The organism is Palleniella muris (genome assembly GCF_004792655.1).
In the GTDB taxonomy this organism is placed as follows: Bacteria; Bacteroidota; Bacteroidia; order Bacteroidales; family Bacteroidaceae; genus Prevotella; species Prevotella muris_A.
Map to the genome: position 1 here is coordinate 13,646 of NZ_SRZC01000027.1, position 23,746 is coordinate 37,391.

Genomic DNA, 23,746 nt, shown 5'->3' on the forward strand with positions numbered 1-23,746 from the left:
TACCTTTAGTGAAAATAAAATATGGAAAAGAAACTTACCGCACGGCAGAAACAGTTGCTGAAGCAGCAAGAGGATAACAATACGTTGAATCTTGTTGATATATTCGGGCTTTGCATGAGCAACTGGTACTGGTTTGCCTTGTGCCTTGCTGTCACAATGATTGCCGCAGCACTGTATCTTCGTGTCACTTCGCCGATCTTTACCCGTTCCACATCCATCATTGTCAAGGAGGATGCCAGCGGACGTGAACTGGACAACGTTTTCAGCAAATACCGTGGAGCGCGCTCACAGACTTCGGTGTCCCTCAACAATGAGATGATAGCCCTGCGCCAGCCGTCATTGATGGCAAAGGTCGTCAACAGGCTGCACCTGGATGTGGGTTATGAGATACGCGGACGTTTGCGCAATACTGCTCTTTATGGCTCAAGTCTGCCTATCGAAGTGCAGTTCTCCAACAGGGAAGCCCTTGACGACTTGCAGTTCAATGTACGTGTGAAGGATAAGAACACGGCAATCGTCATCTATGATGATGACGGCAAGGAAAAAGAGTTGGAGGTGCAGCTGAACCGCTCTGTCAAGATGCCGTTCGGATATATAACCATAAAGCCAACAATGGCTTTCAAGGCGCGCACCGATGATGAAATCACTGTGACAAAGACAACTGTCAATCGGGCGACCGGACGCTTCCTTGCAGGCTTGGAAGTGGCAAACACCAATGACGAGTCTTCTGTGATTGACTTGTCTTTCTCAGACGTGAACATAGAGCGTGCGGATGATGCGCTCAACACATTGATTGCCGTATATAACGAAAAGTGGGTGGAGAACCGCAACCTGATTGTTGTGGCCACAAAGAAATTTATCGATGAGCGACTTCAGGCTATAGAGGTGGAGCTTGGTGATGTGGAGAATGAAATGACATCCTACCAGGTGGCTAACCGCACTCTTGACTATACTGATGAGGGCGCATCGTTCATGGCACGCTCTGCACAGTATGAGGCTGAGGGAGTGACGATGGACAACGAACTGACTCTGGCAAAGTATTTCCGTGACTATATAAACGGCAAGGCGGACATAACGCAGACACTGCCGCTTAGCGCGGGAATCAATAATCCGGCACTGGCACAACAGGTCAACCAATACAATGCTCTCGTGCTCCAGCGCGCAAACCTTATCTCTGCATCGTCGGAAGCAAACCCTCTTGTCTCTGACCTTGACAAGCAGCTCAGCGTTCTCCGCCATGGCATACTTGTCACCGTGGAAAACCATATAGGGACGCTGAACACGCAAATCGGGCTGCTGAACAGGACAACGGAGAAAAACAATGCGCGTATTGATGCCACTCCGGGGAAGAAGAAGCTGTATGGTGACATCGAACGCCGCCTTAAGATAAAGGAACAGCTGTACACATATCTCCTGCAGACACGCGAGCAGAACGAACTGAACCAGGCATTTGCCGCATACAACACCCGTATCCTGCAACCTGCCGGTGGCTCAAGCCAGCAGTCTTTCCCGAATGTCAGAAATGTACTTCTTCTGGCATTCAGTATAGGCATTCTCGTCCCATTCCTGTTCATCGTCATCCGTGAGTGGTCGAACAGCAAAGTGCGTGGCAGAAAGGACATTGAGAAGCTCACGACACCATTCATTGGCGAACTTCCGCACATTGATTTCGATGAAAGCAAAACACCGTCCTTGTGGGAGAAAATGCTGGACACCGTCAATCTGCTGTGGATGTGGCACTGGATGAAACGTTTCTATAGGAAGAACTCACGCATGGATGTGAAGGAGGAACATATCAACCGTATAGTTGTGGAATCCGGCTCGCGCAATGTCATCAATGAGGCGTTCCGTGTCCTTCGCACCAATGTGGAGTTTGTGATAGGCAAGAAGTCTGACACGAAGGTTATCATGTCTACCTCCATGAATCCGGGTTCGGGAAAGACATTCGTGTCGTACAACCTTGCACTCTGCATGTCGTTGAAGCGAAAGAAGGTTGTCGCGCTCGACCTTGACCTTCGCCGAAGAAACCTCTCCTCTTATGTGGGAAAGCCGTCAAAAGGTATATCTGATTATATAAATGGCGCAGTGAAGGATTGGCGTGACATCCTTGTGAAAGCAGAAAACTCGGACTATCTGTATGTCCTTCCTGTCGGCACTCTTCCCCCTAACCCGGCGGAAATTCTTGCTTATGACCGTTTCGGGGAACTCATAAAGGAGTTGCGTGAAGAGTTTGACTATGTCTTCTTCGACTGCCCTCCGGTGGAGATTGTCGCTGACACATCAATCATAGCGAAATATGCTGACATGACACTCTTTGTCATCCGTGTCGGTCTGATGGAGCTGGACTGCCTGCATGTTATTGAGGAATATTACAATGAGCAGAAGTTCAACAACCTTGGAATCATCCTTAATGGTACTCTGACGGCAAATTCCCGCTATGGCTACCGACGTTATGGTTACCGCTATGGCTACGGCTATGGCTATGGCTATGGTGGCTATGGTTACGGTACGGCATATTCAGACCATTATGCCAACGGTGATAAATAATGAATTTACAAACAATAAAATACAATGCGGAACAAACCTTGTTACAGGCGGTTCCGCATTGTATTTTATTGTTTGCGAAAAGTTGTTTGATAAAAACTGGCAGATATTCCAAACTGGCTGGATTATTTCCAAGAATCATTCCTCAGCCGGCACCATGAACGCTGCAGGGATATATGCTGTAGCATAGGAGACGATGCCCTCCAATGTTACTACGACACGCGTCTGGGAATGCACTCTTGCCACCCGTCCCACAATCCCCTCGAATGCACCATGGATGATGCGCACCTTGCCTCCTTTGCGGAAATGGCACTCTTCGGCGGAGACAGAGTAGGCTTTTGTTGTCTCAATCTCCGCAAGGCGCATGAAATTAAGCATCTCATGGCAAGGAATAGTCATGATGGTGTCTGTCCCCGATGAGTTTTTTGTAGTATGGTCATAAGCGAAATTCATGAAAGGCTGTGCTCGCGTATCTGTTGAACGGTGGGTGAACAGGAAGGCGTCTTGCTCGCTGCCATAGAAGAATATGAATCCGGGGACGCATGCCACATACTGTTTCGTCCTTTTGCCATTTTTGAAAACAAATTTTGTCTCATGAGGCGTGTAGGCGAAATATGGGGCACTTTCATTTTCTCTGTTTTTCTTGTCTTCCAATGCGCAACTGTTGATGTGCGCTACAGCTTTGTCCGCACGTCCGTAAGTGACTCGCATCACATACCACTGGCTTCCGTCTTGCTGACAGAAGTCCGGCGAAAGGAAGCCGTCCATGGTCTCCTTTTGGAATTTGGCGAGCTTGCGCTTTTCCTCTTTGTCTGTGATATTTTCCATATCTGCTCTCTCTTCTGTGAGGTGTTGTGTTTTTGAAAGGTGTTTTTTTTATATGGTTGCAGACACCAATTGTGGTTTTATGTTGCAAAGAAAATGCAAACCGAACGCAATAGAACTTGTTCTAAATTGCTGAGGTGCCGCTTTTCTTATGCAAAGTTAATGAAAAAACATATAATAATGTCATCACCGGCTTAGAATTTATGGATATTTTACTTATTCTCCCGATTATACAAGCGTTTGACATAAGGGCAGATTATGAACAGTTTCCAAATCCCCTGCCTGTTACAAGTCAAAAGAAAATGTATAGCTTTGAAAATCAGGCAGTAATGGAGTATAAACAAAAGGTGACACATTACCGTGCAAAATGTCACCTTTTACCAAGCCAAGGGATACCTTTCGCACGACAATGTGTCACCCTTTTTCGGCATAATCCCAACCGCAGCATTCTTGCAGTTTTACTCAGGAAAACTGTAATGCAAACGAGTGTCCTGACTTGCGGAACAACTTATTTGCATGTTTTTTTGCACTTGTATTGAGAAAAATGGAGAAACACTTTCGTAGTTAACTTTTTTTTTAGTACCTTTGCAATGATTATTCATTGAGGCATACGATATATTGTGGTTTTTGATTGTGTGCTATTTGGTAATTATCATGTTGAAGGAGACATTGTCACACATAAATGTTCCTTTTGCTCCCCCCCCCTATATTGGGGTTTTCGTGTAAGATTTGTCTCTTATGCAACTGCCGAATCGGTCTCTGCGCTGATAAAGGGGTGTCCCTGAGAAATACAGATACGTGATGCCCAAAGACAGTTTTTTCTTACCATTTGCCACACTTCTTTTATGTTCTATACAATTTTGAAAGCCTTCATCATTTCCTTTGTTTTTGCACTCGTGCCGTTTGTTTGCGCATCTGCACAAGGAACATCCGACACTCCCGTCTATACTGTCGCTGAAGCAGTGGAAATGATAGAGAAAGGGCACACAGGGCAGGAGGCTTATGTGAAAGGGATTGTGAGTCAGATTGTCAGTGGTAATGTTGCAGCGGATGGTTGGATTACTTATGACATCTCGGATGATGGAAAAAGGAAATCCAAACAGCTACGGTTACTGCGCAACTATAAAGGTGCAGACAATGAGAAATGGACGGATATTTCAGAGGTTGGAGTAAAAGACAATGTCATAGTGTCTGGGAAATTGGGTGAAGCCGTTGCCAATTTGGACAATACAGGGTCACTTGAATATGAAAACTATCTTGTAGAACACAACAGTTTCTCTCCTATACCTATGGAAAGTGAGACTGTGGACTTTACAGATGTGTATTACAGGGCGTCTGGTGACAAAATTATCGGAACATATTCCGGAATGTCGTTTGACGCTGTATTTGAGAAAGGTAATAACAAGAGTACTCCGAGATTTTATATAAATAACCAAAGTGTTTCTCTTTATAAAGGCAATGTTATAACCATAAAAAGCACGACAACAAACTTAATATCAAAGGTGGAAATTGAATATGCCAAAGGGCATAAAGATTCAAGTCCGCAGGTAAGTTTGGGGAGTAAGCTGGTTTATGATGAAAATAATGTTTTGATTTGGGAACAGGAAGAACCTGTGCAGGAATTTCCGCTTACGGTAGGGATGAACTCTCAATTAATTTTAATCACGGTTTATTACGAGAGTGACTCTGAAACTCAGGCTTATACTCGTGAAGTTATTCCCGGAAGAGTAGGGACAATTTGCTTGCGTTATGCTGTTGAGCCCGGTGACTTTTCAGGCGCACGATGCTATGAGACAGACCATGTGGCAAACGGAAAACTCTATTTCTCAGAGGTGAATCGCCTTGAAGCAGGCATGCCATACATCTTTTTCGCAAATGATGACGCAACAGAGATTGTTGCGAAATATTCCGGAGAACCTGTAGCAGAGGCAGGAACCAAGAATGGTCTCCATGGCACGTTTGAGAAAATAAGCATCAATGAGCGTGACAATATCGTAGTTCTCTCAGGCAACCGCCTTGTCCTTTGTGGCGACAACAGTTCCCTTGCCGCAAACCGTGCCTATCTGAAAATCGACGAAATATCCACATCGCCAACACACTCAGTAGAAGCCAAGCGCGTCAGTTTCAATTTGGATGGCACTCCTACAGGCATCGAAAATGTGTACAGTGCTTCACGCACATCCCTGCCCGCAGTTTACAATCTTACCGGGCAGCGTGTCACACCGGCAGCCAAAGGCATACTGATAAGAAACGGCAGGAAATATGTAAATATGCCTCCATGCTCATACGGACAATAGAAATCATGAAAAAGAAATATACCCCTCCCACCATAACTGTTATGTCCATCGAATGCGATGGCAATCACCTTCTTGCAGGCAGTGATAACCCAAATACAGGAATGAATATTCCGACAGAATCAACTCCCGGTGTAGAAGGAGATGCAAAAGAAGGCTTTTTCGATTTTGACGGTTTTCATCTGGAAGAAATCGAGGAATGATGTTTGCCATTGTATTATGGTGTACGGTTATTTACAGTTCTGTTATCCTATTCCACAGTGAGTCGCATTATGGTATTAGGTCTCGGTGGATGCAGTGAAATGATGCTTTTTATGTCATTTAGCTGTATTCTGTGTAAATATTTGTGCAATTTGTCATTAGAGTCTTTCTTGGGTTGGCGACTAATGTTCAGGTATTAACAAACTATATATGAAAGCTTTTGGTGATTTGTTTTGTTGGAATCTCGTGTGAAAAATAAAATAAACACCAAAGGGGCTTAGGAAATTGTGTGGATGACATGGAGAAATGCGCACATATATGCTAAATAGATATAATTTGTTCTGTAACAATATTCATCATTGTTTTTCATAGCAATGGCAGATAGTAGTCAAAATATAAAACAAAAAGCTAAAAAAGGTGTATTTTGGAATACATTTTCGAATATAACCAATCAAGGAGCACAGTTTGCTATAGGAATTGTATTAGCACGCTTATTGTCTCCTGAAGACTATGGAGTCATAGCGTTGCCGACAATATTTCTTGCGATAGCACAGTGTTTCATTGATAGTGGATTTAGCTCAGCACTGGTACGTAAGGAAAAATTGACAGAGGATGACTTGACGACAGCGTTCTATTTCAATATTGGTGTCGGCATTTTCTTCTATGCGCTATTGTTTCTCTTCTCTCCGATTATTGCAGATTTCTATAATACTCCGGTATTAAGTGATGTCTTGAAAGTCATAGCTTTGGGACTTTTGTTCGGTCCATTGCAATCAGTTCACTTTGCACTTTTTTCAAGGAAACTTGACTTTAGGACCCCTGCTCTGATTTCTGTATCCACTAAATTTACAACTGGTGCTGTCGGCATCGGATTGGCTTTCCTTGGTTTTGGTGTTTGGGCACTTGTCTTTCAAAGTATTGCAGGAAGTCTGCTGACGCTTGCCATTGTCTGGATGAAGTCAGACTGGCGTCCTAAAGGCAAATGGTCAAAGGCTTCTTTCACATATCTTTGGGGCTATGGAAGTAAGTTGTTGGCTTCAGGTATTATTAATATCGTGTATGAAAATATTCTTCCTGTATTTGTAGGGAAAGTGCATAGCCCACGAGATTTGGGCATATTGAACAGAGGAACCGGTTATGCGACTTTGCCGCATAACCAATTGTGTGGAATTATCGGACCACTGATGTTTCCTATTTTTAGTCGTGTGCAAAATGACAAAGAACAACTTGATAATTATTTCAGAAAATTCCTTAGGTTGGTGATATTTGTACAGGCTCCAATCAATTTACTGCTGGTTGCTTTGGCAAAACCTTTGGTCGTTTTCTTCATAACAGACAAATGGATAGATTGTGTATTCATTCTTCAAATGGTAGCCATAGCTGCTGTTATTTGGCCACTACAGTCTCTTAACATGGCACTGTTTAATGCAGTAGGAAAATCAGAACTTGTATTGAAAGGTAATATAGGTGTTAAAATTATAAATGTTTGTATACTTATACCATGTCTTCCTTTTGGTATAAATTTCATTACAGCAGTGGGCATATTTCGTGGATTTCTTGCTGTTTCATGGATGGCATATTATGCAGGTAAAGTAACAAAGTTTGGAGTATTTCAACAGTATAAAGAGATATTGCCATCTATTTTTCTTGCTTCAACTATGTGTGGAATTGTGTTTATAGTAAATTCGTTTATAGGAGATACCTTTGCGCAACTTATAGTAGGAAGCATCATAGGGAGTGTTTTTTATATAGGTATAGCATATATATTCAAGTTTCAGGAATTACATGATTTACTTTCACTTGTCAGAAAAAGATAGTGTTAGATAACCTATTTACTATCAAAAAATGGAGTCGACTGGAACATATTTTGTATAGATAGCTTCCGTGAATGGAGTCGCGATTCTATTAGTTGTAATTGGACATAATATTGCACAGTTTTTATAGATAGGCAGGTCACTTTACAAGAATCTCCAATTGAAATGTATGAAGTGATATTAGTTATTATGTATTTCAGAATTATTGGATAATAAACAGCAGAAGAGATGGTTCCAAATCTAATTGATTTTTTGAAGACAGTCAAAGGGATAATATTTACCAAGCGTGTATTTTTTAGCATAGTTTTCCTTTATGTTATTTTGGAAATACTATATGTGGTAAAATATGCTGACGAGATATTGGTTTCTGACCCCGGTTGGTATGTCTATTATGCAGAGGAATGTGTAAAGCATGGCACAATGTACCCTGATTACTCAAACTATCATGATGAGTATATATTTGCCCCAGGGTGGGTTAATTTTATTATTTTGGGTATAAAATTATTGGGGGGGGTAAATTGGCTTCCATTGGTTAATGTCGCATTTGATTCAGGTATTATATTAATCTTATATCTTACAGGACGTAGTATTTTTGAAAATAAGAATGTTGGTTATCTGGCATGTTATTTATATATGTTGCTACCGACATTTTTCACGATGTCGAATCACTTGTTTACTGAACCTCCATTTGTATTCCTGATATTACTTTCGTTTTACCTTGTATGGAAATGTAAAAATGTGTATACTATTCTGATTGCAGGGGGGATTATTGCTGTTGCTAACTGGATCAGACCTCTTGCTTTAGCCTGGATGATACCTGCTGTCCTACTTTTGGTATTCTATAATAAAAAAATAAGTTATGCTTTTTCATATATATTCGGAATAATCTCTGTTTCTGTTATGATTGCATTTGTCACACATATTAATTTCCCGGACTACATATATAAATCAACAACAGGTGGCGTTAATTTAATAATGATAGCAGATTCAGAAAATATAGAGGGCGGCTTTAGTGAGACATCAAGAGAGAAAGGTGGATTAGGGTATCTTGAAGGGGCAACTGATAGCTCAAGGGTAACAAATATACTAAAATATGCAACAGAAGATGTGTATTTTTACAGACAGACAAATAAATACACTTACTATCAATATGATAGTATATATAAATGCAGAGCTATGAATTGGATTATCAATAATCCTGAATTGTATGTGGCTCAAATCCCATATAAGATAAAGAACTTATTTAAGCCATATTATTTGACATATTCAACAAAACCGAAACATATAAAGTCAAGTTATTTCGCATTTCCACAAATATATGTGAAATATTTGGTTTTAATACGAAATATCTATTATATATATATGCTTTTTTTTATAGGTTGGGTGTGTCATACTTGGCGAAAGAAAGAAACACAGTATATTGTGCTTCCTGTTATCCTATCAATGACGGCAACTGTTATTATTGTGACCATGAGCAGGTATAGTATTATCATATTGCCATTTATCTATCTTGGAGTCTCGGATTTCCTGAGAAATATTTATTATAAAGTAAGAGATATGAATACTTTATCAAGCGGAGATAGATATTAACGAATGTGCAACTACTGCTAAAAAAAACGTTTAGTCTCAATGGCTGAAATACAAAAAAAATATATATTGTTTGTATTGCCTTTTCTTCCATATCCTTTGACAAGTGGAGGACATCAGGCATTGTTTAATGGCATTATGGCTGTAAATGCCAGTTATAATGTTTTTGTGGCTTATAAAGGTGTGGATGATGAAGATCACTTTTCTGCACAGCAAGAATTCCTGCGATTATTGCCAAATGTCACTTCATGCCCTTGCCTTATGCCAAAGCCGGAGCGTCCGTCATGGAAAATCCGTTTTATTTGGACTGTTAGGCATATATTGGACAGACTGTTGGGAACTACGGATTCACATACTAAGACTGTTGATGCCACTTTAGGAAACTGGTGGTTGAAGTCTGTAACGCCAACGGACAGGAAATGGGCAGAGCATATAGACGCGCTTTGTAAGAAATATAATTTCGATATTATACAAGTGGAAATGCCATGGATGATATCTGATGTATTCTGTTTGCCGAACAATGTCAAGAAGATTTTTGTTCATCATGAATTAGGTTTCGTAAGAAGAGAACTTGAAATAGTAAATGCAGGGAATAATGCTTATGCAGAGGCTTGTAGAAGTTTTGCTGATTTTAATGAAATAGGGCAGCTGAACAAATATGATGCAATTGTCTCGTTGTCGCCTATAGATAGCGAAAAGTTGCATGAAGCCGGAGTGACTGTTCCCATCCATACGTCATTTGCAATAGTTGATACTTCTAAAGAACTCGTTTTACCGTCAAAAGTTGAGAAACGTTTGACATTTATCGGTCCCGACGCCCATACCCCAAATTTTGTTGGAATAAAATGGTTCTTGGAAAATTGCTGGGGCAAATTAAAAGCGGCAAATGGAGAATATACTCTTGACATCATAGGGACATGGAGTGAGGATAACAGAATGTTATTCTCTGAAAAATATCCAGATATACATTTTCTGGGATTTGTTGACAATCTGTATGAAGTGTTGAAAGGTAGTGTGATGATTGTTCCAATTACCGTAGGAAGTGGCATACGTATGAAGATACTTGAAGCCTGTTCGATGGGTATTCCTTTTGTGAGTACGACTGTTGGTGCGGAAGGCATTCCGGTAGATAACGGCAAACATTGCTATATAGCGGATGATGCAGACACGTTTATTTCATATATCAGGAAGATGGATTGCCTCCAACATCAAAAGGATTTAGTTTCAAATTCCTATCAGATGGTAAGAGATAATTATTCTTTGGAAGCGTTGACAAAGAACAGAATGGATATTTACAGCAGTGTACTTTCATGAGCGAACAGCACAATAATTTCATTGTTACATATCTAAAGGCAACAGGAATAATATTGATGGTCATCGGGCATAGTGGATGTTCAGTTCCTTATGCTGTGCAGATTATTTATATGTTCCACATGCCATTATTTTTCTTTGTGTCCGGGTTCTGTTTCAAGCCGAAATATCTTGACGCTCCATTAGTGTTTATATGGAGGAAAACAAAAGGAATATATATCCCTTATGTAAAATGGAGTCTCTTGTTTCTTGCGTTGCACAATGTATTCTTTGCTGTGAATATTTATAACAACCAGTATGGTTTTACGAATGCTCATGTTTATTCAGTAGAAGAAATTACCCAACGTGCAATGGCTATACTGACAACTATGAGTGGGCATGACCAACTTTTGGGAGGATATTGGTTCTTGAATGCACTGTTCTTTGGCAGTCTTATGGCATTTGGGATGATGTTTCTGATGAAAAAAATCGGGGGGGGTAAAAAAGAGAGCTCTATAATTGGCGGAGTATTTTTGTTTGTTGTGACACTATTGGTTGATAAATATGATTTTTGGTTTCCTGTTGTGCATATAGGAGCTCAGGCTACAATCGGAGGGACATTCTTCATGATAGGACATGTATTCTCTGCATATAATATAAGACAATTTAATGTCTGTATGATAATCGTTAGTTTAGTAGCGTTGGTTATTGGCTCTTTTTTATGGTCAGTGAGTCTTGCAGATGGTTCGTATGTTAATTTCAGTAATAAGGTAATTGTACCTTATATGATAACAGCTGTCCTCATTGTCTGGAGTTTGTACAGCTTACCGTGGCATAGGCTTAATGATTTGGTGAAATCCATTTTTGAATATATAGGGGAGAATACGATGACGGTACTGACTTGGCATTTCTTGTGTTTTAAATTTGTGTCATTATGGATAATATGTATTTATGGCATAGATATTAAACATTTGGGAGAATTTCCTGTCCTCCATTATTTCGCAGGAAATGGTTGGTGGATAGTATATGTCATAAGTGGAATACTGTTGCCATTGTCACTTACTTATGGATGTCAAATTGTTAGAAAAAGTATTTTTAAGGAAAAACATATTGTATGAGAGATACAAAATATACATTTTGTTTACCAGCTTATAAAGTAAAGTTTCTTGCTGAAGCTCTGAACAGTATAAGGGGACAGACGTTTACTGACTTTACATGCATAGTGTCTGATGATTGCTCTCCGGAGAATATAAAGGAAGTATTTGACAAGACCGTTGGTGATGATTCTCGTTTTGTTTATCGTCGTAACGAAAAGAACATGGGAAGCAAGAGTCTTGTCTCTCATTGGAATCTCCTTGTTGATATGTGCGATACGGAATACCTTATTATGGCAAGTGATGATGATGTGTATGATATAGGTTTCCTGCATGGAGTAGAGTCTATGTCGGAGAAGTATCCAGAAGCAAATTTGATTCGTTCTCGTGTCAGAATGATTAATGAAGAGGGGAAAACTCTATTTTATGATGCAATCTATGAAGAATATGTTGATAATCAACATTTTTTTCGTCAGACATTTGCAAGTAATTCTATATCTTGTGAAGCTAATTATTGTTATAAAACGGATGTCTTGAGAAATAATGGTGGTTTTGTTGTATTTCCAACTGCATGGTTTTCTGATGATGCTACACATCTGCTCATGGCAAAACACGGATGTGTTAATACAAAAGATTTATTGTTCTCATATAGAATGTCTGACATTAGTATCTCAAATACTTGGGGGGATGCGGATGATTCCTGTAAGAAAGTTGAAGCATCACTTCTGTTTTGGAAATGGGTTCATGGCTATATAATGGATATGGATTGTAGAACGGAACCATGGCTTATGAAAATGGCATTAACAGATTGTAAACGAAAGCTCATTCGTAATATAGAAAATAACTTGCAACATTGTAGCTGTAGGGATTTCGTACGTTTGCTCAATAGGAGTAACATGGAAATTGGAATCTCGAAAGTTACAAGTATGTACAATTGGTTACGTGTGCATCTTCATTAATTAAAAGTATGAATCAGCGTCAAAGTAATATAGAGCTATTAAGGATATTATCAATGTTTTTGATAATTATCTATCATTTGTTTATTTTTGTTTTAATGGAGCTGAATCCTGATACGAAAATATATCGAGCGTTGCAGATACCTTGTCATATAGGAGTGCCTTTGTTTGTAATGATAAGTGGCTATTTCCGTATAAGATGGTCTTTGCGTGGTTTGGTCAGACTTCTGTCTAAGGCATATGTGTTATTTGGTTCATTGGCGGTATTGACATGTGTTGTAGTTGGTAATATAGGGATTAGAAATATTGTTCAAAATGCCATGGTGATAGGTTTTAATAACCTATGGTTCTTGAATGTTTACCTATATCTGTTTCTGTTTGCTCCTGTAATTAATAAATTTCTTAATAACATACAGACTCTGCATAGGATATATCTACTGTGTACATTAGCATTTATGGCAATATATAGGCAATGTGACACATAGTGACAGTGCGCTTGTAGACGGAAAAAATCTTACAAATTTCATGCTGCTGTATGTTGTAGGTGATACAGTGCGTAATTATCAGTATAAGATTAATAGGATATCTATGGGAGGAATAATTGCAGCGTATTTCTTATTAAACTTTTTCCTTGTTCTTGGAGTAATGTATATTCCTTTAATGGAAGGGAATATATGGAAATATGCTTTTGGTTACAATAGTCCGATAATGTATATAAATTGCATCCTTGTACTTGCTATTTTTAGTAAGATAAATATAACGAATAAATTTGTAAATTGGGCTGGAGGCTCCATTTTTGCGTGCTATCTTCTCCAATGTCCAGGTATTTTATGGGAGAATCTGTTTGTTATACCTGTGCGGCACTTGGATGCCATTTTGACTACTCCTTATCTCACAATTCCTTGTATCTGTGCATACTCTCTATTTATAATGCTGGTATTTATTTGTGTAGACAAAATTTTATCTCCATTGTGGGATGTTTTTACAGGTTTTGGACAAAAGTTGGATGCCAGATGGCATACTAATGTTATAAATTCTTAAAAAATGACATTACTTAATCTGTTACGTTCAATATATTTTAATTTTCGTTATCTTCCTTTGGGTCAAGCGATATATTTGCCGATTTGGATAACAACAAATTTCAGGTATAAACTGAGCAGAGGACAGTTAGTGCTTAGCAAACCATATCGAAGAAGTGTATTTTTGGGAGACTGTGGTAGTTTTGGATTACAACAGTTTCACGGTGGATTATATCTTGCAGAGGGGGCTAAATTGATTTTACATGGAATGACCGTTCTTGGAGAAGGTACTGTTTTAAGATGTGATAAAAATTCTGTTATAGAATTGGGCAATAATTTCTATTGTAATAAGAATTGTTTTCTGCGTTCTTCGGAGTTGATACAATTTGGGGCCGAATGTTCTCTTGGATGGAATGTGCAAATAAATACTAATGATGGGCATGTAATCGTACATAATGGAACTCGTTCCGACTGTATTGGTGCTGTAAAATTTGGTAATAATGTATGGCTGACATCAAATGTTATTGTTACAAAGGGTGTCAAAGTTGCAGATGGATGTATCATAGCTCAAGGTGCTGTCGTTACGAAATCTATTGAGGATAATAATGTCTTGGTAGGCGGTGTTCCTGCAAGGGTCATAAATCAAAATGTTTATTGGGAGAAATGATAAAATTTTCAATAATAGTTCCTGTGTTCAACAGACAGTCTTCTATTGGAAAATGTATAGAGAGTATTCAAAATCAAGATTACTCAAATTATGAGTGTATTCTTATTGATGACGGGAGTACTGACCATTCTTTACAAATCTGTAAAAAGTATGCGGAGAATGATAAGCGTTTTCTTGTTTTACATAAAGAAAACGGTGGGGTCAGTTCTGCACGGAATATGGCTTTGGACAGGGTGCACGGAATATGGCTTTGTTTTGTGGACAGTGATGATACGATAAAGCCGAATCATTTGTCATCATTGTTGAAAAGAGATAAGGATGGGGTAGATATAGTATTTTGTGGTTATCAAGATACATATATAGATAAAGTCATTACACATTCATATAATGATATTGTATATATAGGAAAAAACTCTATTCGTGATTTCTTAAGAGATACAGATGTGTTGTGGCACATGATTCCATGGGATAGAATGTTCCGGGCTGATATTATAAAAAAGAACCACATACGTTTCAATGAGAAACTTTCAATCTCAGAAGACCGATTATTTTGTTATAATTATCTTGTGCATACGAGAGGAATAGCGACTATTTCTGATGTTACTTATGTACATGATTCCACAGATTCGAATAGTCTAAGTCATAGGAGTGTGCCTATAGATATGCAAAAAAATAGATATCGTTTAATGGCAAAAGCCACGAAAAAGATAATTGCTGTTTTTAATATGAATAAGAAGGACTCGGTCATGTTGCATTCGTATAATGAGGGGTTGTTGATATTAATGCAGAAAACAACGGATTGTTGGTGGATAGTGTTGACAATTATAGGCTGTGATGCTTTTGGAATAGTTAAATTGATTACAAAACAAATATTACACAGGGTTCTCTTAAGAAAGGAGTATCCGTAAATATTATTAGATGAATATACAAATTGTATATGTACTTGTAGCCAACAGGAAAAACTTGTATCTTGAGGAATTATGGGTATCATTGTATTCTTTGAGACGGTATCATCCGGATGTTGTTGTAAAGGTTCTTGTAGATGACTGTACCGGGAAGTATTTGCAATACTTCCCGCAGCTTTGTGCCATGGTAACTGAAATTTGTGTAGTGCCTGTTCCAGAAGCATATAATGCAAAGCAACGTTCACGACAGATTAAAACTACAGTACGCAATGTTATAGACGGAGATTATCTTTTTATTGATACAGACACTGTAATATGTAAACCTTTGGATGATATTGATAATCTGAGTTGTGATATTGCGGCAGTGCCGGATGGACATTTGCCTGTAAAATCCTGTATGTTCCCGCCTATTGACCAAATGCAACGAATATTCGGTATAAATGTGTCTGACAGTAAATATTGGTTCAACTCGGGAGTGATGTATGTGTCTGATAATGTCAAGACGCGCAAATTTTATAAGAGGTGGAATGAGAATTGGACATATTCATGTTTTGAGAAGAACTTTAGTCAAGACCAGCCAGCGTTGTGGAAGACGAATGTGGAATTTGAGGATTTGATAGAAGAACTGCCAGGAATATACAATGCACAGGTAGCTATGAGTCTTAAATACTTTGCAGATGCAGTCATTGTGCATTGGTGGCACATGGATTTTATAGAGAATCAAGACTATTCTCCATATTTCTCATTGGAAATATATAAAGAGTTAAAGGAGGTAAAGGCTGTAACACCACATATTGCAGATATGATAGTGAACTGTAAGCAAAGTTTTGTATCTCCAACAATGCCAGTTGGTAAGGAACAAATTTATTTCCTTTTTTCTCCCGCAGGAAATATTTTTAACCGTATTTACAAAGACGGTGGTGCTGCCAGCTGGCTGATGGTTAAGGTTGCAGGCTGGTTGGAGAGGTTACATAAATATACAAAGAAGAAATGATAAGTGTAATCATTCCATTATATAACAAAGAAGCGATTATTGGGCAATCGTTACAAAGTGTTTTGTCTCAGGATTACGATGACTTTGAGGTTATTGTAGTTAATGATGGTTCTACAGACAGAAGTGCCGATATTGTCCATTCAATAACAGACCCTCGTGTTCGTATTATAGAGCAGGAAAACGGCGGGCCGAGTAAGGCGCGAAATACAGGAGTGAGGAATGCTAAGGGTGAATGGGTTGTATTTCTTGATGCAGACGATGAATTGTTGCCTGCTACCTTGTCATATTTTGATGGTTTGATAAAGACGCATGGAAAAGCAAATTTCTTCGCATGTCCTTTTTATGTCAATGACGGCAAATCAAAAGTTTTGTATTGGCAGTGCAGGAATGGTTTTGTAAAGAATCCGTTCAAAGCCCATTTCCTTGGGTTGTTTCTCCCTCGCACTGGAACATGTATATATACAAAAGAACTTGTAGATTCTTGTATGTTTAATGAGGATATACGACGTTATGAGGATTTTGATGCATTGTTTAGAATGTACAGGTCTGCTACAATCTATTTGGACTCTCGTCCTGTAATGGTTTTTAATGCATCTTATGTTTCTGCAAGCAAAAAACGTATAGACATTTCTGAAGACTTCTTAGGATATCTTGACTTTAACGGAAAATGTTTTTGGGAGCGTTTGTCTTTATATAAATTGTTTATAGAAGAGCGTGAATATTATATGGAACAGGTAAAAGAATTATATCCTCATTTGTTTTACCGTTATGATTTGTTCCTTATATATAAGATTTTTAGCAATTTGAAAAAAAGTAAATATTTGTGGAACCTGTATTTGCGCTTGTCTGGGCTTTCCCTGTTTAAACATGAATGAATTATATCCATCTGTTCAAAATGCAAAAGCATATTGTGATATGGGGATAAAAAGCAATATTGTGTACATTTCTTAATAATTGTGGATATAATTCCGTAGATTTACATAGATTCTCACAGAGAATAAGCAAGACAGCATGATAAAACAATTAATAATAAAGTTTTTTAATGTTCTTAATACATTACGCATCAGATTATCGCCAGACTATTACCGTCTGTTATTTTGGTTGAAAGGTGTGAGTTTCGGGAAAAATATGCGCATTCTCGGAAAAATCAGCATAGTAAATTTGGGAAAGATAACTATCGGTGAGAATTTCCTGATGACAAGTGGTAATTCTGTAAATCCGATATGCAGTAATATCCAAGGCTGTTTTTATACAGAGCCTGGGGCAAGAATAACGATTGGTGATAATGTTGGGATGTCGTCAACTCGTATGTGGATAAAAGAGTCATTGACAATAGGCTGTAATGTGAAGATTGGTGGTAATGTGTTATTGATAGATACAGACTGTCATCCAATGGATTATGAGGTGCGTAGATTTTCCAATGAAGGAACGAAATCCTCTCCTATAAAAATAGAGGATGATGTTTGGATTGGTGCCCATTGTATCGTGCTGAAAGGTGTAACTATTGGAGCACGTTCCATTATCGGTGCAGGAAGTGTTGTGACAAAAAGTATTCCTGCTGATTGTATTGCGCCGGGTAATCCTGCAAAGGTTATCAGACATATATAATAGTAATAACACTTTATTAAAAATGCGAATACAATATGTTGACAGACTAAAAGGGCTTGCCATAATATTGGTAGTCATGGGGCATGTGGGAGGTTTCTGTTTTCAGGAAGGTGTTGAGATGCTGAGCCGTTTCGTCGGTTCGTTCCATATGCCGTTGTTCATGTTCCTGTCTGGTTTTGTATTAAAAAGAGAATCATCCATGCAATTGAAACGTTGGTATCGCAGAATAGGAGGCTTGATGTTGCCGTTGATTATCATAGGATTGTGCTTCTCTATGTATATAATGCATATTCAAGATATGTCTGATGTCTTGAGGTTATAGAGACCTTTATAACTTCTGATAATAAAATGGGGTATTGGTATCTGTTCGTTCTGTCATTATTTTATATGACCATGCCGTTATATGCCCTGAATAAAGGAAATCGTTGGTGGCTGGATATGGTTCTGGCAGTTGGCATAGAGGTCGTGTTTTATATAGGCTGGATGAGAGACGATACCTTTGCCGATACGTTATGTCTGCTTAATGCTGCCAGCTTCTATCCGTTCTTCATAATGGGGTATATGGTGAGGAAATATAATATGATGGATTGGCTGCGTAAACAGAATTGGATATTCACTCTTTCATTGCTGACTTTTATAGTTCTCTTTGCTTTTGAACCGAAGAACCATGCCATGCATACACTTTCGTGGAGACTCATACAACCTATAACAGGAATATTGATTTGTTTATATTTCTTTGAAAAAAGGGAGAATGAATCGTCATTGTTGGAAAGTCAATTGTCATTTATTGGGAAACACACGCTTGATGTTTATGTCTTACATTATTTCATCGTTTTCAGCATAAATCTAAAGGTAATTGGTTTATGGCTGAAGGAAACAGACAATGCCTTGCTTGCGACAACTCTTGCCATTGTTATAACGGTTCCTGTAACTTACTGTTCTGTATATGCAGGAAAGTTCATTAGGAAGAGCAAATTTGTAAATGAAATCGTTTTCGGAGATATTTTCAGGAAGAAATGAAGATAGTTAAGGCTGTTGCTCCATATATCCATCCGGGACATCTGAACTTCAAGACTGCTGCGTATGAAGCATGGATAAAGGCCGGCGGACTGACTGCGGATAGCCATTATCCTGCCCGTGCACTGCATGGTCTGGCATTCCGCTATGACTTGCCGTCTGTGATGAAGAACAGTAAGGAAGCCCGTCTGCGCTTTGTAGAGCCGGTGTCTATAAGGTTTGATACATTCCCTGATTATCTGAGGTATGAGATTATACCTCTTGTATGGGACTGCTGGCCTTGTTATTTTGACAAGCTGGAACGCTGGATGTGTAAGTATGATGTCCGTACGGCTATATTTACATCTTCTCAGGAAGCGGACGAGATGCGCCGGAGATTGCCTGATGTGAATATTCTCACTATTACTGAGGGAATAGATACATATTTATATGATAGAGGAAAAGAACTTACAGACAGGATAATTGATGTTCTGGAGTTTGGACGAAGCAATCAAAGAGTGTTCAATTCTGTATTGCCGGAAACAATAAATCATATATGCACTAACGTAAATGGTAAGTATCTCTATGATAATGAGCAGTTGTTTCACGCCATGGGAGATGCGAAGATTACAGTCGCTTTGCCACGGTGTGACACTCAGCCGGAGATAGCCGGAGGCATTGAAACTCTGACACAGCGTTATTGGGAGGCTATGTTGTCACGCATGATTATGATTGGCCGCGCTCCGAAGGAACTTACAGATTTAATCGGATACAATCCCGTCATAGAGTTGGACGGGAACAATGCCAATGAGCAGATAATGGAAATTCTCGCACACATAGAGGAGTATCAGCCATTAGTTGACAGAAATCGCAAGACAGCATTGGAACTTGGAGACTGGAAGGTAAGAATGACAGCGATAATGGAATGGCTGATTAGTTTGGACTATAGGATAAGATAATGGAACATTTCAGTTATATTGATAAAACAAAAGGTTTGGCCATGCTGTTTGTGATCATATGTCACATCTATATCTTCTCGTATGGCAACAGTAATTTTGATGGCTTTAGGCTTGTAATGTCTATGGAGCTTCAGGTATTTATGTATGTGTCAGGTTTCTTGATGTACAAACCAGAAAGTACCATGCCATATACAAATGTTTGGAATAGCAGACTCAGACGTAAAATAAGGAGCTTATTGTCTCCATTTTTCTTTTATGGAATATTGTTTACTTGCTTTCTTGTGACAAAAGAAAATGGGGGGGTAAAACGTTACTTTATCATCATATAGTGGATAAGTTTCTTTTCGCAGATATAAAAAACGGATATTGGTATCTGTGGGTACTTGCCATATTTACAATAAGTGAGCGGTTGTTTAGGCTATGTAAACTGAAATGTTGGGTACAAGATGTTGCTTTAGCCCTTGGCATATATACGGTGTTTTGTTTCTTATGGAAAACGTTGGGCATATATTCGTCTTTAGTGAGTATCTATATGTGTGTGCTATATTTCCCATTCTTTATATTTGGATATCTGGTTCGAAAATATAATTTACAAAAGAAATTACTGTCTGATAATGTTTTCACTGCAGCATTGGTAGGCTTTGTATGCGCATTTTACTTATTGCATTTTTCTGGAATCGTTTATACGGTGTCCAACAGACTGATAGTGCCGCTATGTGGTATAATTATATTGCAGAGAATAATGGTTGACCGTGAAGGGAGACATACCATTCTTGACAGAGCATTAAGTTTTATAGGCATCCACACATTGGATGTTTATGTACTTCATTATTTCATTGTAACGTCATTGAACCTGCAGAGTATAGGCTGGTGGGGGATGAGTACGTCTAATGATTTGCTGTTATTTGTGTTAGCTTGCGTTATTTCATTGCCTATTGCATATATGACGATAGCTATAGGGATGATTGCAAAGAAAAGTGAGCTGTTAAGAAAATTAATATACGGATAAAATGATTGGATGTGAAATTTCAGGTGGGCTGGGAAATCAGTTCTTTCGTTATGCCTACGCCCGGTGCTTACATGAGAGAAGGCGCAAACAAGGAATGAATGATGAGTTGGCAATAAACTATGCTGCAATAGAAAATCATGGTTTTGCAGGAGATTTGAATGATTTTCGCATAACAGAGCATAGTAAGTATAATTGTAGGAGGGTCTTGCTGGAGAAAGGTTCTTTTCTCCAAATAATTGTATATGCAGTTGTTACAAGAGTATTCAGTGTTGTGGGTGGATTGTGCAAGTGTAGTGCCTTAGATTTGAAATGTAGAATCTTAGGTGCATTTGGGATCGTGATTTCAGAAGACCCGGATAATGAGAGGCTATACTGCAATATGAAAGTTCCTAATCTGTTCCCAATAGGAAGTTTTGAAAATGTAAATTATTTTAATGAAATAAAGGAAATCCTGAGTAAAGAGTTTACTCCTGTTTGTGATGGGATTCCTGCGAATAAAAAACTTTATGATGCAATTAGAAGTGAAAACACTGTATGCTTGGCTGTCAGGCGAGGCGATTTTATGAAAGAGGCGAACAAAAAGAATTTTTATGTATGTGACCTGACATATTTTCAGAAAGCCGTTAATTACATACGGCAGAACGTAGAAAATCCAACTTTTATAGTATTTTCCAATGATATAGCATGGGTGAAAGCTAATTTAAAAATAGGGGGGGGGAAGTGTCTTTTATGAATCAGGAAACGATCCTGTCTGGGAAACTTTCCGCCTTATGAGAAGTTGTAAGCATTTTGTTATAAGTAATAGTACTTTACATTGGTGGGCTCAGTATCTGTGTGAGAATCAAGATAAAATAGTAGTTACGCCTGACAGATGGTATAATTATCCTGCATGGAAGGAGCATCTGATGCTTGATTATTTTGTTAGGATAAAAACAGGAGTGGAGAATCCGTATGAGTCATAATTGCTCTTAATGATGAATGAAAGGAAGGACAATGTTACCAAAGATAATACATTACTGCTGGTTTGGGCGCAATCCTTTGCCTGCGGAGGCAGAAAAGTGCATTGCGTCATGGAGGAAATATCTTCCGGACTATGAGATAAAGGAATGGAATGAGGATAATTTTGATGTGAATATCATTCCGTATACAGCTGAGGCGTATGAAGCAGGGAAATATGCCTTTGTGAGTGATTATGCACGTTTCTGGATATTGTACAAATATGGCGGTGTCTATTTCGATACGGATGTGGAGGTGATACGCCCATTGGATGATATAATAGAAAAAGGAAACTTTATGGGTTTCGAGACTGACCCAGTGAAAAGGTTGGCAGGAAGTGTAAATCCTGGTCTTGGTATTGGAATGGTATCCGGTAACAAATTGGTTGAGAAGATGCTTGCTACTTATGAAAATCGGCATTTTGTCTATGAGCAGGTGATGAAAAATCAGATTACCGTTGTTCATATCGCTACGCAGATCCTGAACGAGTCTGGACTGCGCCCTATACAGGGCATACAGGAGGTGGACGGAGTGTGTGTTTACCCTTCGGAATACTTCTGTCCGATAAAGGTCACAACTGGACGTATGCATATTACGGAGAATACAAGGACAATACATCATTATGCAGGAACATGGGCAGAGGAATCGTTCTCTATTAAGAGAATGATACGCCGCTGGTTGCCGGAAAGTTTGCTTGTGGCGTTCAGCAATTTGAAAAGTAAGTTTACGAGTAGATGAATCAGATAGCAAAATTTTTCACATTATTCTGGGTGGTGTATTTCCCAACCTGTATTGCATATAATGACTTACCGGGATTCATGTATGTGGACGAGGTGATGACATTGATACTGGTGGGGTACACTTTTTTGACTAGAAATGTGTGGTCGACAAACAAAATGCCTTGGAACGAGTATTACGTCTTCTTGGTAATATTGATGTTCTTTACAGTCTATGGACTGACAATAGGGCGTAATCCTGACGGAGTATGGTTGGACTTTATTCAGGAGATACGCCCTTATTCTGTTATATATTGCACTTGGATTCTCAACCCGCAGTTCACAGACAAGCAGAAGAGACTCATGCTTTCTGCAATGGTTGTCACGCTGTTCTCCTGGATAGTTCTCCATCCTGTTGGTGAATACGAGGCGGAATCTGGGGTGTCGGCGGAATTCCCTGTTTTGGGACAGCTGGCAATATGTACCGGTATGAGTTGGTATCTTTTCACGGAAGAGTCGCAGAAGAACAAGTTTATTGCCCTTGCGTTGGTCTGTACAGGACTGATAGCTCCGAAATTCAAGTTTATGGGTGAGGTCGTTGCGTTTGTGGCAATGCTGTTTTTTATAAAGAAACAACTTGATTTCAAGTCGTTTAAGACTATTTTGATAATATCACTGTTGATGGCTGCAGTGCTTTATGTCACTTGGGAACGTTTTGACGCTTATTATGTTTCCAGTTGGAATAATGACGTGAAGTTGGCGCGTCCGGAGACATACAAGACTGCTTGGGCTATTCTTTGGGATTATTTCCCTTTTGGTTCCGGTATGGGGTCGTTTGCATGTAATGGTGCATGGAAATTTTATTCTCCAATCTATCCAGAGTATGGTTTGGATGAAGTCTGGGGCTTGGATGCCGGTGGCGGCTTCATTTGTGATGCCTACTATCCGACACTTGCGCAGTTTGGTGTTGTCGGAGTGGTATTCTTCTTCATCTTTTGGAAGCGCCGTCTTGTTGCGTTCAGCCGGATAAAGGACATGAGATATTACAAGGTCGCAATGATGTCGTTTTTCTGTCTTGCCATGGAACAGACGGCAGACTCTTCGTTTCTCTCCGGCAAAGGAATGGGATTCTGTATGTTGATAGCCTTGTGTCTTAACGCCAATGATAATATGGAGGAGGAAGAGGATGACGACGAAGAAGAGTTTGAGGAGGAATGTTTGGAGGAAGACGATACTTTGTGTTGCAAATCTATATCATGAGAGGTTGCATGC

25 protein-coding genes are annotated in these 23,746 nt (G+C 39.0%); 24 read left to right on the forward strand and 1 reads right to left on the reverse strand.

From position 1 onward, the window contains the following. Positions 1 to 21: 21 nt before the first annotated feature. Positions 22 to 2,547: a GumC family protein gene (locus E5358_RS13165; protein WP_135940640.1), complete on the forward strand. Its 2,526-nt coding sequence runs from the start codon at positions 22 to 24 to the stop codon at positions 2,545 to 2,547. 135 nt (positions 2,548 to 2,682) lie between these two features. Here E5358_RS13165 and E5358_RS13170 read toward each other — a convergent pair whose 3' ends face one another. After that, the gene (locus E5358_RS13170; protein ID WP_135940641.1) at positions 2,683 to 3,372 is read right to left on the reverse strand and encodes a hypothetical protein; all 690 of its coding nucleotides are present in this window, start codon (positions 3,370 to 3,372) and stop codon (positions 2,683 to 2,685) included. 842 nt (positions 3,373 to 4,214) lie between these two features. Here E5358_RS13170 and E5358_RS13175 point away from each other — a divergent pair. From E5358_RS13175 to E5358_RS13285, 23 genes are all read left to right on the forward strand, one after another. Then, positions 4,215 to 5,666, forward strand: a complete 1,452-nt coding sequence (locus E5358_RS13175) for a hypothetical protein (RefSeq protein ID WP_135940642.1) — start codon at positions 4,215 to 4,217, stop codon at positions 5,664 to 5,666. A 5-nt stretch (positions 5,667 to 5,671) separates the two neighbouring features. Further along, a complete protein-coding gene (locus tag E5358_RS13180; protein WP_135940643.1) occupies positions 5,672 to 5,866 on the forward strand; it encodes a hypothetical protein in 195 nt (64 codons plus the stop codon). Positions 5,867 to 6,238: 372 nt separating this feature from the next. Continuing rightward, positions 6,239 to 7,681 (forward strand): lipopolysaccharide biosynthesis protein, encoded by a 1,443-nt coding sequence (locus E5358_RS13185; RefSeq protein WP_135940644.1) that lies wholly within the window; start codon positions 6,239 to 6,241, stop codon positions 7,679 to 7,681. Between the two features lie 225 nt (positions 7,682 to 7,906). Then, complete coding sequence (locus tag E5358_RS13190) at positions 7,907 to 9,268, forward strand: glycosyltransferase family protein (RefSeq protein WP_135940645.1); 1,362 nt, start codon at positions 7,907 to 7,909, stop codon at positions 9,266 to 9,268. A gap of 39 nt (positions 9,269 to 9,307) precedes the next feature. Next, positions 9,308 to 10,579: a glycosyltransferase gene (locus E5358_RS13195; protein WP_135940646.1), complete on the forward strand. Its 1,272-nt coding sequence runs from the start codon at positions 9,308 to 9,310 to the stop codon at positions 10,577 to 10,579. Next, positions 10,576 to 11,673: an acyltransferase family protein gene (locus E5358_RS13200; RefSeq protein ID WP_135940647.1), complete on the forward strand. Its 1,098-nt coding sequence runs from the start codon at positions 10,576 to 10,578 to the stop codon at positions 11,671 to 11,673. The genes E5358_RS13195 and E5358_RS13200 overlap by 4 nt, the downstream gene beginning before the upstream one ends. Beyond that, on the forward strand, positions 11,670 to 12,608 hold the full coding sequence (locus E5358_RS13205) for a glycosyltransferase (protein WP_135940648.1): 939 nt from the start codon (positions 11,670 to 11,672) through the stop codon (positions 12,606 to 12,608). Before E5358_RS13200 ends, E5358_RS13205 begins: the two co-directional genes overlap by 4 nt. An 8-nt stretch (positions 12,609 to 12,616) precedes the next feature. Beyond that, entirely contained in the window at positions 12,617 to 13,090 is a 474-nt protein-coding gene (locus E5358_RS15600) for an acyltransferase family protein (RefSeq protein WP_135940649.1), read from the forward strand. After that, the gene (locus E5358_RS13215) at positions 13,080 to 13,646 is read left to right on the forward strand and encodes a hypothetical protein (RefSeq protein WP_135940650.1); all 567 of its coding nucleotides are present in this window, start codon (positions 13,080 to 13,082) and stop codon (positions 13,644 to 13,646) included. Before E5358_RS15600 ends, E5358_RS13215 begins: the two co-directional genes overlap by 11 nt. A gap of 3 nt (positions 13,647 to 13,649) precedes the next feature. Continuing rightward, positions 13,650 to 14,291, forward strand: coding sequence for an acyltransferase (locus E5358_RS13220; protein WP_135940651.1), 642 nt, complete (start codon positions 13,650 to 13,652; stop codon positions 14,289 to 14,291). Continuing rightward, the gene (locus tag E5358_RS13225; protein ID WP_135940652.1) at positions 14,288 to 15,199 is read left to right on the forward strand and encodes a glycosyltransferase family 2 protein; all 912 of its coding nucleotides are present in this window, start codon (positions 14,288 to 14,290) and stop codon (positions 15,197 to 15,199) included. The genes E5358_RS13220 and E5358_RS13225 overlap by 4 nt, the downstream gene beginning before the upstream one ends. A gap of 10 nt (positions 15,200 to 15,209) precedes the next feature. Continuing rightward, the gene (locus tag E5358_RS13230) at positions 15,210 to 16,190 is read left to right on the forward strand and encodes a glycosyltransferase family protein (protein ID WP_135940653.1); all 981 of its coding nucleotides are present in this window, start codon (positions 15,210 to 15,212) and stop codon (positions 16,188 to 16,190) included. Then, positions 16,187 to 17,065: a glycosyltransferase family 2 protein gene (locus E5358_RS13235; RefSeq protein ID WP_135940654.1), complete on the forward strand. Its 879-nt coding sequence runs from the start codon at positions 16,187 to 16,189 to the stop codon at positions 17,063 to 17,065. The genes E5358_RS13230 and E5358_RS13235 overlap by 4 nt, the downstream gene beginning before the upstream one ends. A gap of 136 nt (positions 17,066 to 17,201) precedes the next feature. Beyond that, complete coding sequence (locus E5358_RS13240; protein WP_135940655.1) at positions 17,202 to 17,798, forward strand: DapH/DapD/GlmU-related protein; 597 nt, start codon at positions 17,202 to 17,204, stop codon at positions 17,796 to 17,798. A gap of 22 nt (positions 17,799 to 17,820) precedes the next feature. Then, positions 17,821 to 18,120 carry an acyltransferase family protein gene (locus E5358_RS15605; RefSeq protein ID WP_135940656.1) on the forward strand — a complete coding sequence of 100 codons (300 nt, stop codon included), beginning with the start codon at positions 17,821 to 17,823 and terminating at the stop codon, positions 18,118 to 18,120. Between the two features lie 26 nt (positions 18,121 to 18,146). Beyond that, positions 18,147 to 18,818, forward strand: a complete 672-nt coding sequence (locus E5358_RS13250; protein WP_135940657.1) for an acyltransferase family protein — start codon at positions 18,147 to 18,149, stop codon at positions 18,816 to 18,818. Next, positions 18,815 to 19,753, forward strand: coding sequence for a hypothetical protein (locus E5358_RS13255; protein ID WP_135940658.1), 939 nt, complete (start codon positions 18,815 to 18,817; stop codon positions 19,751 to 19,753). Before E5358_RS13250 ends, E5358_RS13255 begins: the two co-directional genes overlap by 4 nt. After that, positions 19,753 to 20,082: an acyltransferase family protein gene (locus E5358_RS15610; RefSeq protein ID WP_135940659.1), complete on the forward strand. Its 330-nt coding sequence runs from the start codon at positions 19,753 to 19,755 to the stop codon at positions 20,080 to 20,082. The genes E5358_RS13255 and E5358_RS15610 overlap by 1 nt, the downstream gene beginning before the upstream one ends. After that, positions 19,998 to 20,762 carry an acyltransferase family protein gene (locus E5358_RS15615; RefSeq protein ID WP_422121086.1) on the forward strand — a complete coding sequence of 255 codons (765 nt, stop codon included), beginning with the start codon at positions 19,998 to 20,000 and terminating at the stop codon, positions 20,760 to 20,762. Before E5358_RS15610 ends, E5358_RS15615 begins: the two co-directional genes overlap by 85 nt. A 94-nt stretch (positions 20,763 to 20,856) precedes the next feature. Beyond that, complete coding sequence (locus E5358_RS13270) at positions 20,857 to 21,495, forward strand: alpha-1,2-fucosyltransferase (protein WP_168354678.1); 639 nt, start codon at positions 20,857 to 20,859, stop codon at positions 21,493 to 21,495. A 37-nt stretch (positions 21,496 to 21,532) separates the two neighbouring features. After that, positions 21,533 to 21,724, forward strand: a complete 192-nt coding sequence (locus tag E5358_RS15620) for an alpha-1,2-fucosyltransferase (RefSeq protein WP_135940661.1) — start codon at positions 21,533 to 21,535, stop codon at positions 21,722 to 21,724. A 31-nt stretch (positions 21,725 to 21,755) separates the two neighbouring features. Continuing rightward, complete coding sequence (locus tag E5358_RS13280) at positions 21,756 to 22,496, forward strand: glycosyltransferase family 32 protein (RefSeq protein ID WP_135940662.1); 741 nt, start codon at positions 21,756 to 21,758, stop codon at positions 22,494 to 22,496. A gap of 158 nt (positions 22,497 to 22,654) precedes the next feature. Beyond that, the gene (locus tag E5358_RS13285; RefSeq protein WP_135940663.1) at positions 22,655 to 23,734 is read left to right on the forward strand and encodes a hypothetical protein; all 1,080 of its coding nucleotides are present in this window, start codon (positions 22,655 to 22,657) and stop codon (positions 23,732 to 23,734) included. The last annotated feature ends 12 nt before the right edge of the window (positions 23,735 to 23,746 follow it).

Coding starts and splice junctions, on each gene's coding strand:
- E5358_RS13165 (WP_135940640.1), top strand. CDS start 22: ATGGAAAAGAAACTTACCGCACGGCAGAAACAGTTGCTGAAGCAGCAA.
- E5358_RS13170 (WP_135940641.1), bottom strand. CDS start 3,372: ATGGAAAATATCACAGACAAAGAGGAAAAGCGCAAGCTCGCCAAATTC.
- E5358_RS13175 (WP_135940642.1), top strand. CDS start 4,215: ATGTTCTATACAATTTTGAAAGCCTTCATCATTTCCTTTGTTTTTGCA.
- E5358_RS13180 (WP_135940643.1), top strand. CDS start 5,672: ATGAAAAAGAAATATACCCCTCCCACCATAACTGTTATGTCCATCGAA.
- E5358_RS13185 (WP_135940644.1), top strand. CDS start 6,239: ATGGCAGATAGTAGTCAAAATATAAAACAAAAAGCTAAAAAAGGTGTA.
- E5358_RS13190 (WP_135940645.1), top strand. CDS start 7,907: ATGGTTCCAAATCTAATTGATTTTTTGAAGACAGTCAAAGGGATAATA.
- E5358_RS13195 (WP_135940646.1), top strand. CDS start 9,308: ATGGCTGAAATACAAAAAAAATATATATTGTTTGTATTGCCTTTTCTT.
- E5358_RS13200 (WP_135940647.1), top strand. CDS start 10,576: ATGAGCGAACAGCACAATAATTTCATTGTTACATATCTAAAGGCAACA.
- E5358_RS13205 (WP_135940648.1), top strand. CDS start 11,670: ATGAGAGATACAAAATATACATTTTGTTTACCAGCTTATAAAGTAAAG.
- E5358_RS15600 (WP_135940649.1), top strand. CDS start 12,617: ATGAATCAGCGTCAAAGTAATATAGAGCTATTAAGGATATTATCAATG.
- E5358_RS13220 (WP_135940651.1), top strand. CDS start 13,650: ATGACATTACTTAATCTGTTACGTTCAATATATTTTAATTTTCGTTAT.
- E5358_RS13225 (WP_135940652.1), top strand. CDS start 14,288: ATGATAAAATTTTCAATAATAGTTCCTGTGTTCAACAGACAGTCTTCT.
- E5358_RS13230 (WP_135940653.1), top strand. CDS start 15,210: ATGAATATACAAATTGTATATGTACTTGTAGCCAACAGGAAAAACTTG.
- E5358_RS13235 (WP_135940654.1), top strand. CDS start 16,187: ATGATAAGTGTAATCATTCCATTATATAACAAAGAAGCGATTATTGGG.
- E5358_RS13240 (WP_135940655.1), top strand. CDS start 17,202: ATGATAAAACAATTAATAATAAAGTTTTTTAATGTTCTTAATACATTA.
- E5358_RS15605 (WP_135940656.1), top strand. CDS start 17,821: ATGCGAATACAATATGTTGACAGACTAAAAGGGCTTGCCATAATATTG.
- E5358_RS13250 (WP_135940657.1), top strand. CDS start 18,147: ATGGGGTATTGGTATCTGTTCGTTCTGTCATTATTTTATATGACCATG.
- E5358_RS13255 (WP_135940658.1), top strand. CDS start 18,815: ATGAAGATAGTTAAGGCTGTTGCTCCATATATCCATCCGGGACATCTG.
- E5358_RS15610 (WP_135940659.1), top strand. CDS start 19,753: ATGGAACATTTCAGTTATATTGATAAAACAAAAGGTTTGGCCATGCTG.
- E5358_RS13270 (WP_168354678.1), top strand. CDS start 20,857: ATGAATGATGAGTTGGCAATAAACTATGCTGCAATAGAAAATCATGGT.
- E5358_RS15620 (WP_135940661.1), top strand. CDS start 21,533: ATGAGAAGTTGTAAGCATTTTGTTATAAGTAATAGTACTTTACATTGG.
- E5358_RS13280 (WP_135940662.1), top strand. CDS start 21,756: ATGTTACCAAAGATAATACATTACTGCTGGTTTGGGCGCAATCCTTTG.
- E5358_RS13285 (WP_135940663.1), top strand. CDS start 22,655: ATGCCTTGGAACGAGTATTACGTCTTCTTGGTAATATTGATGTTCTTT.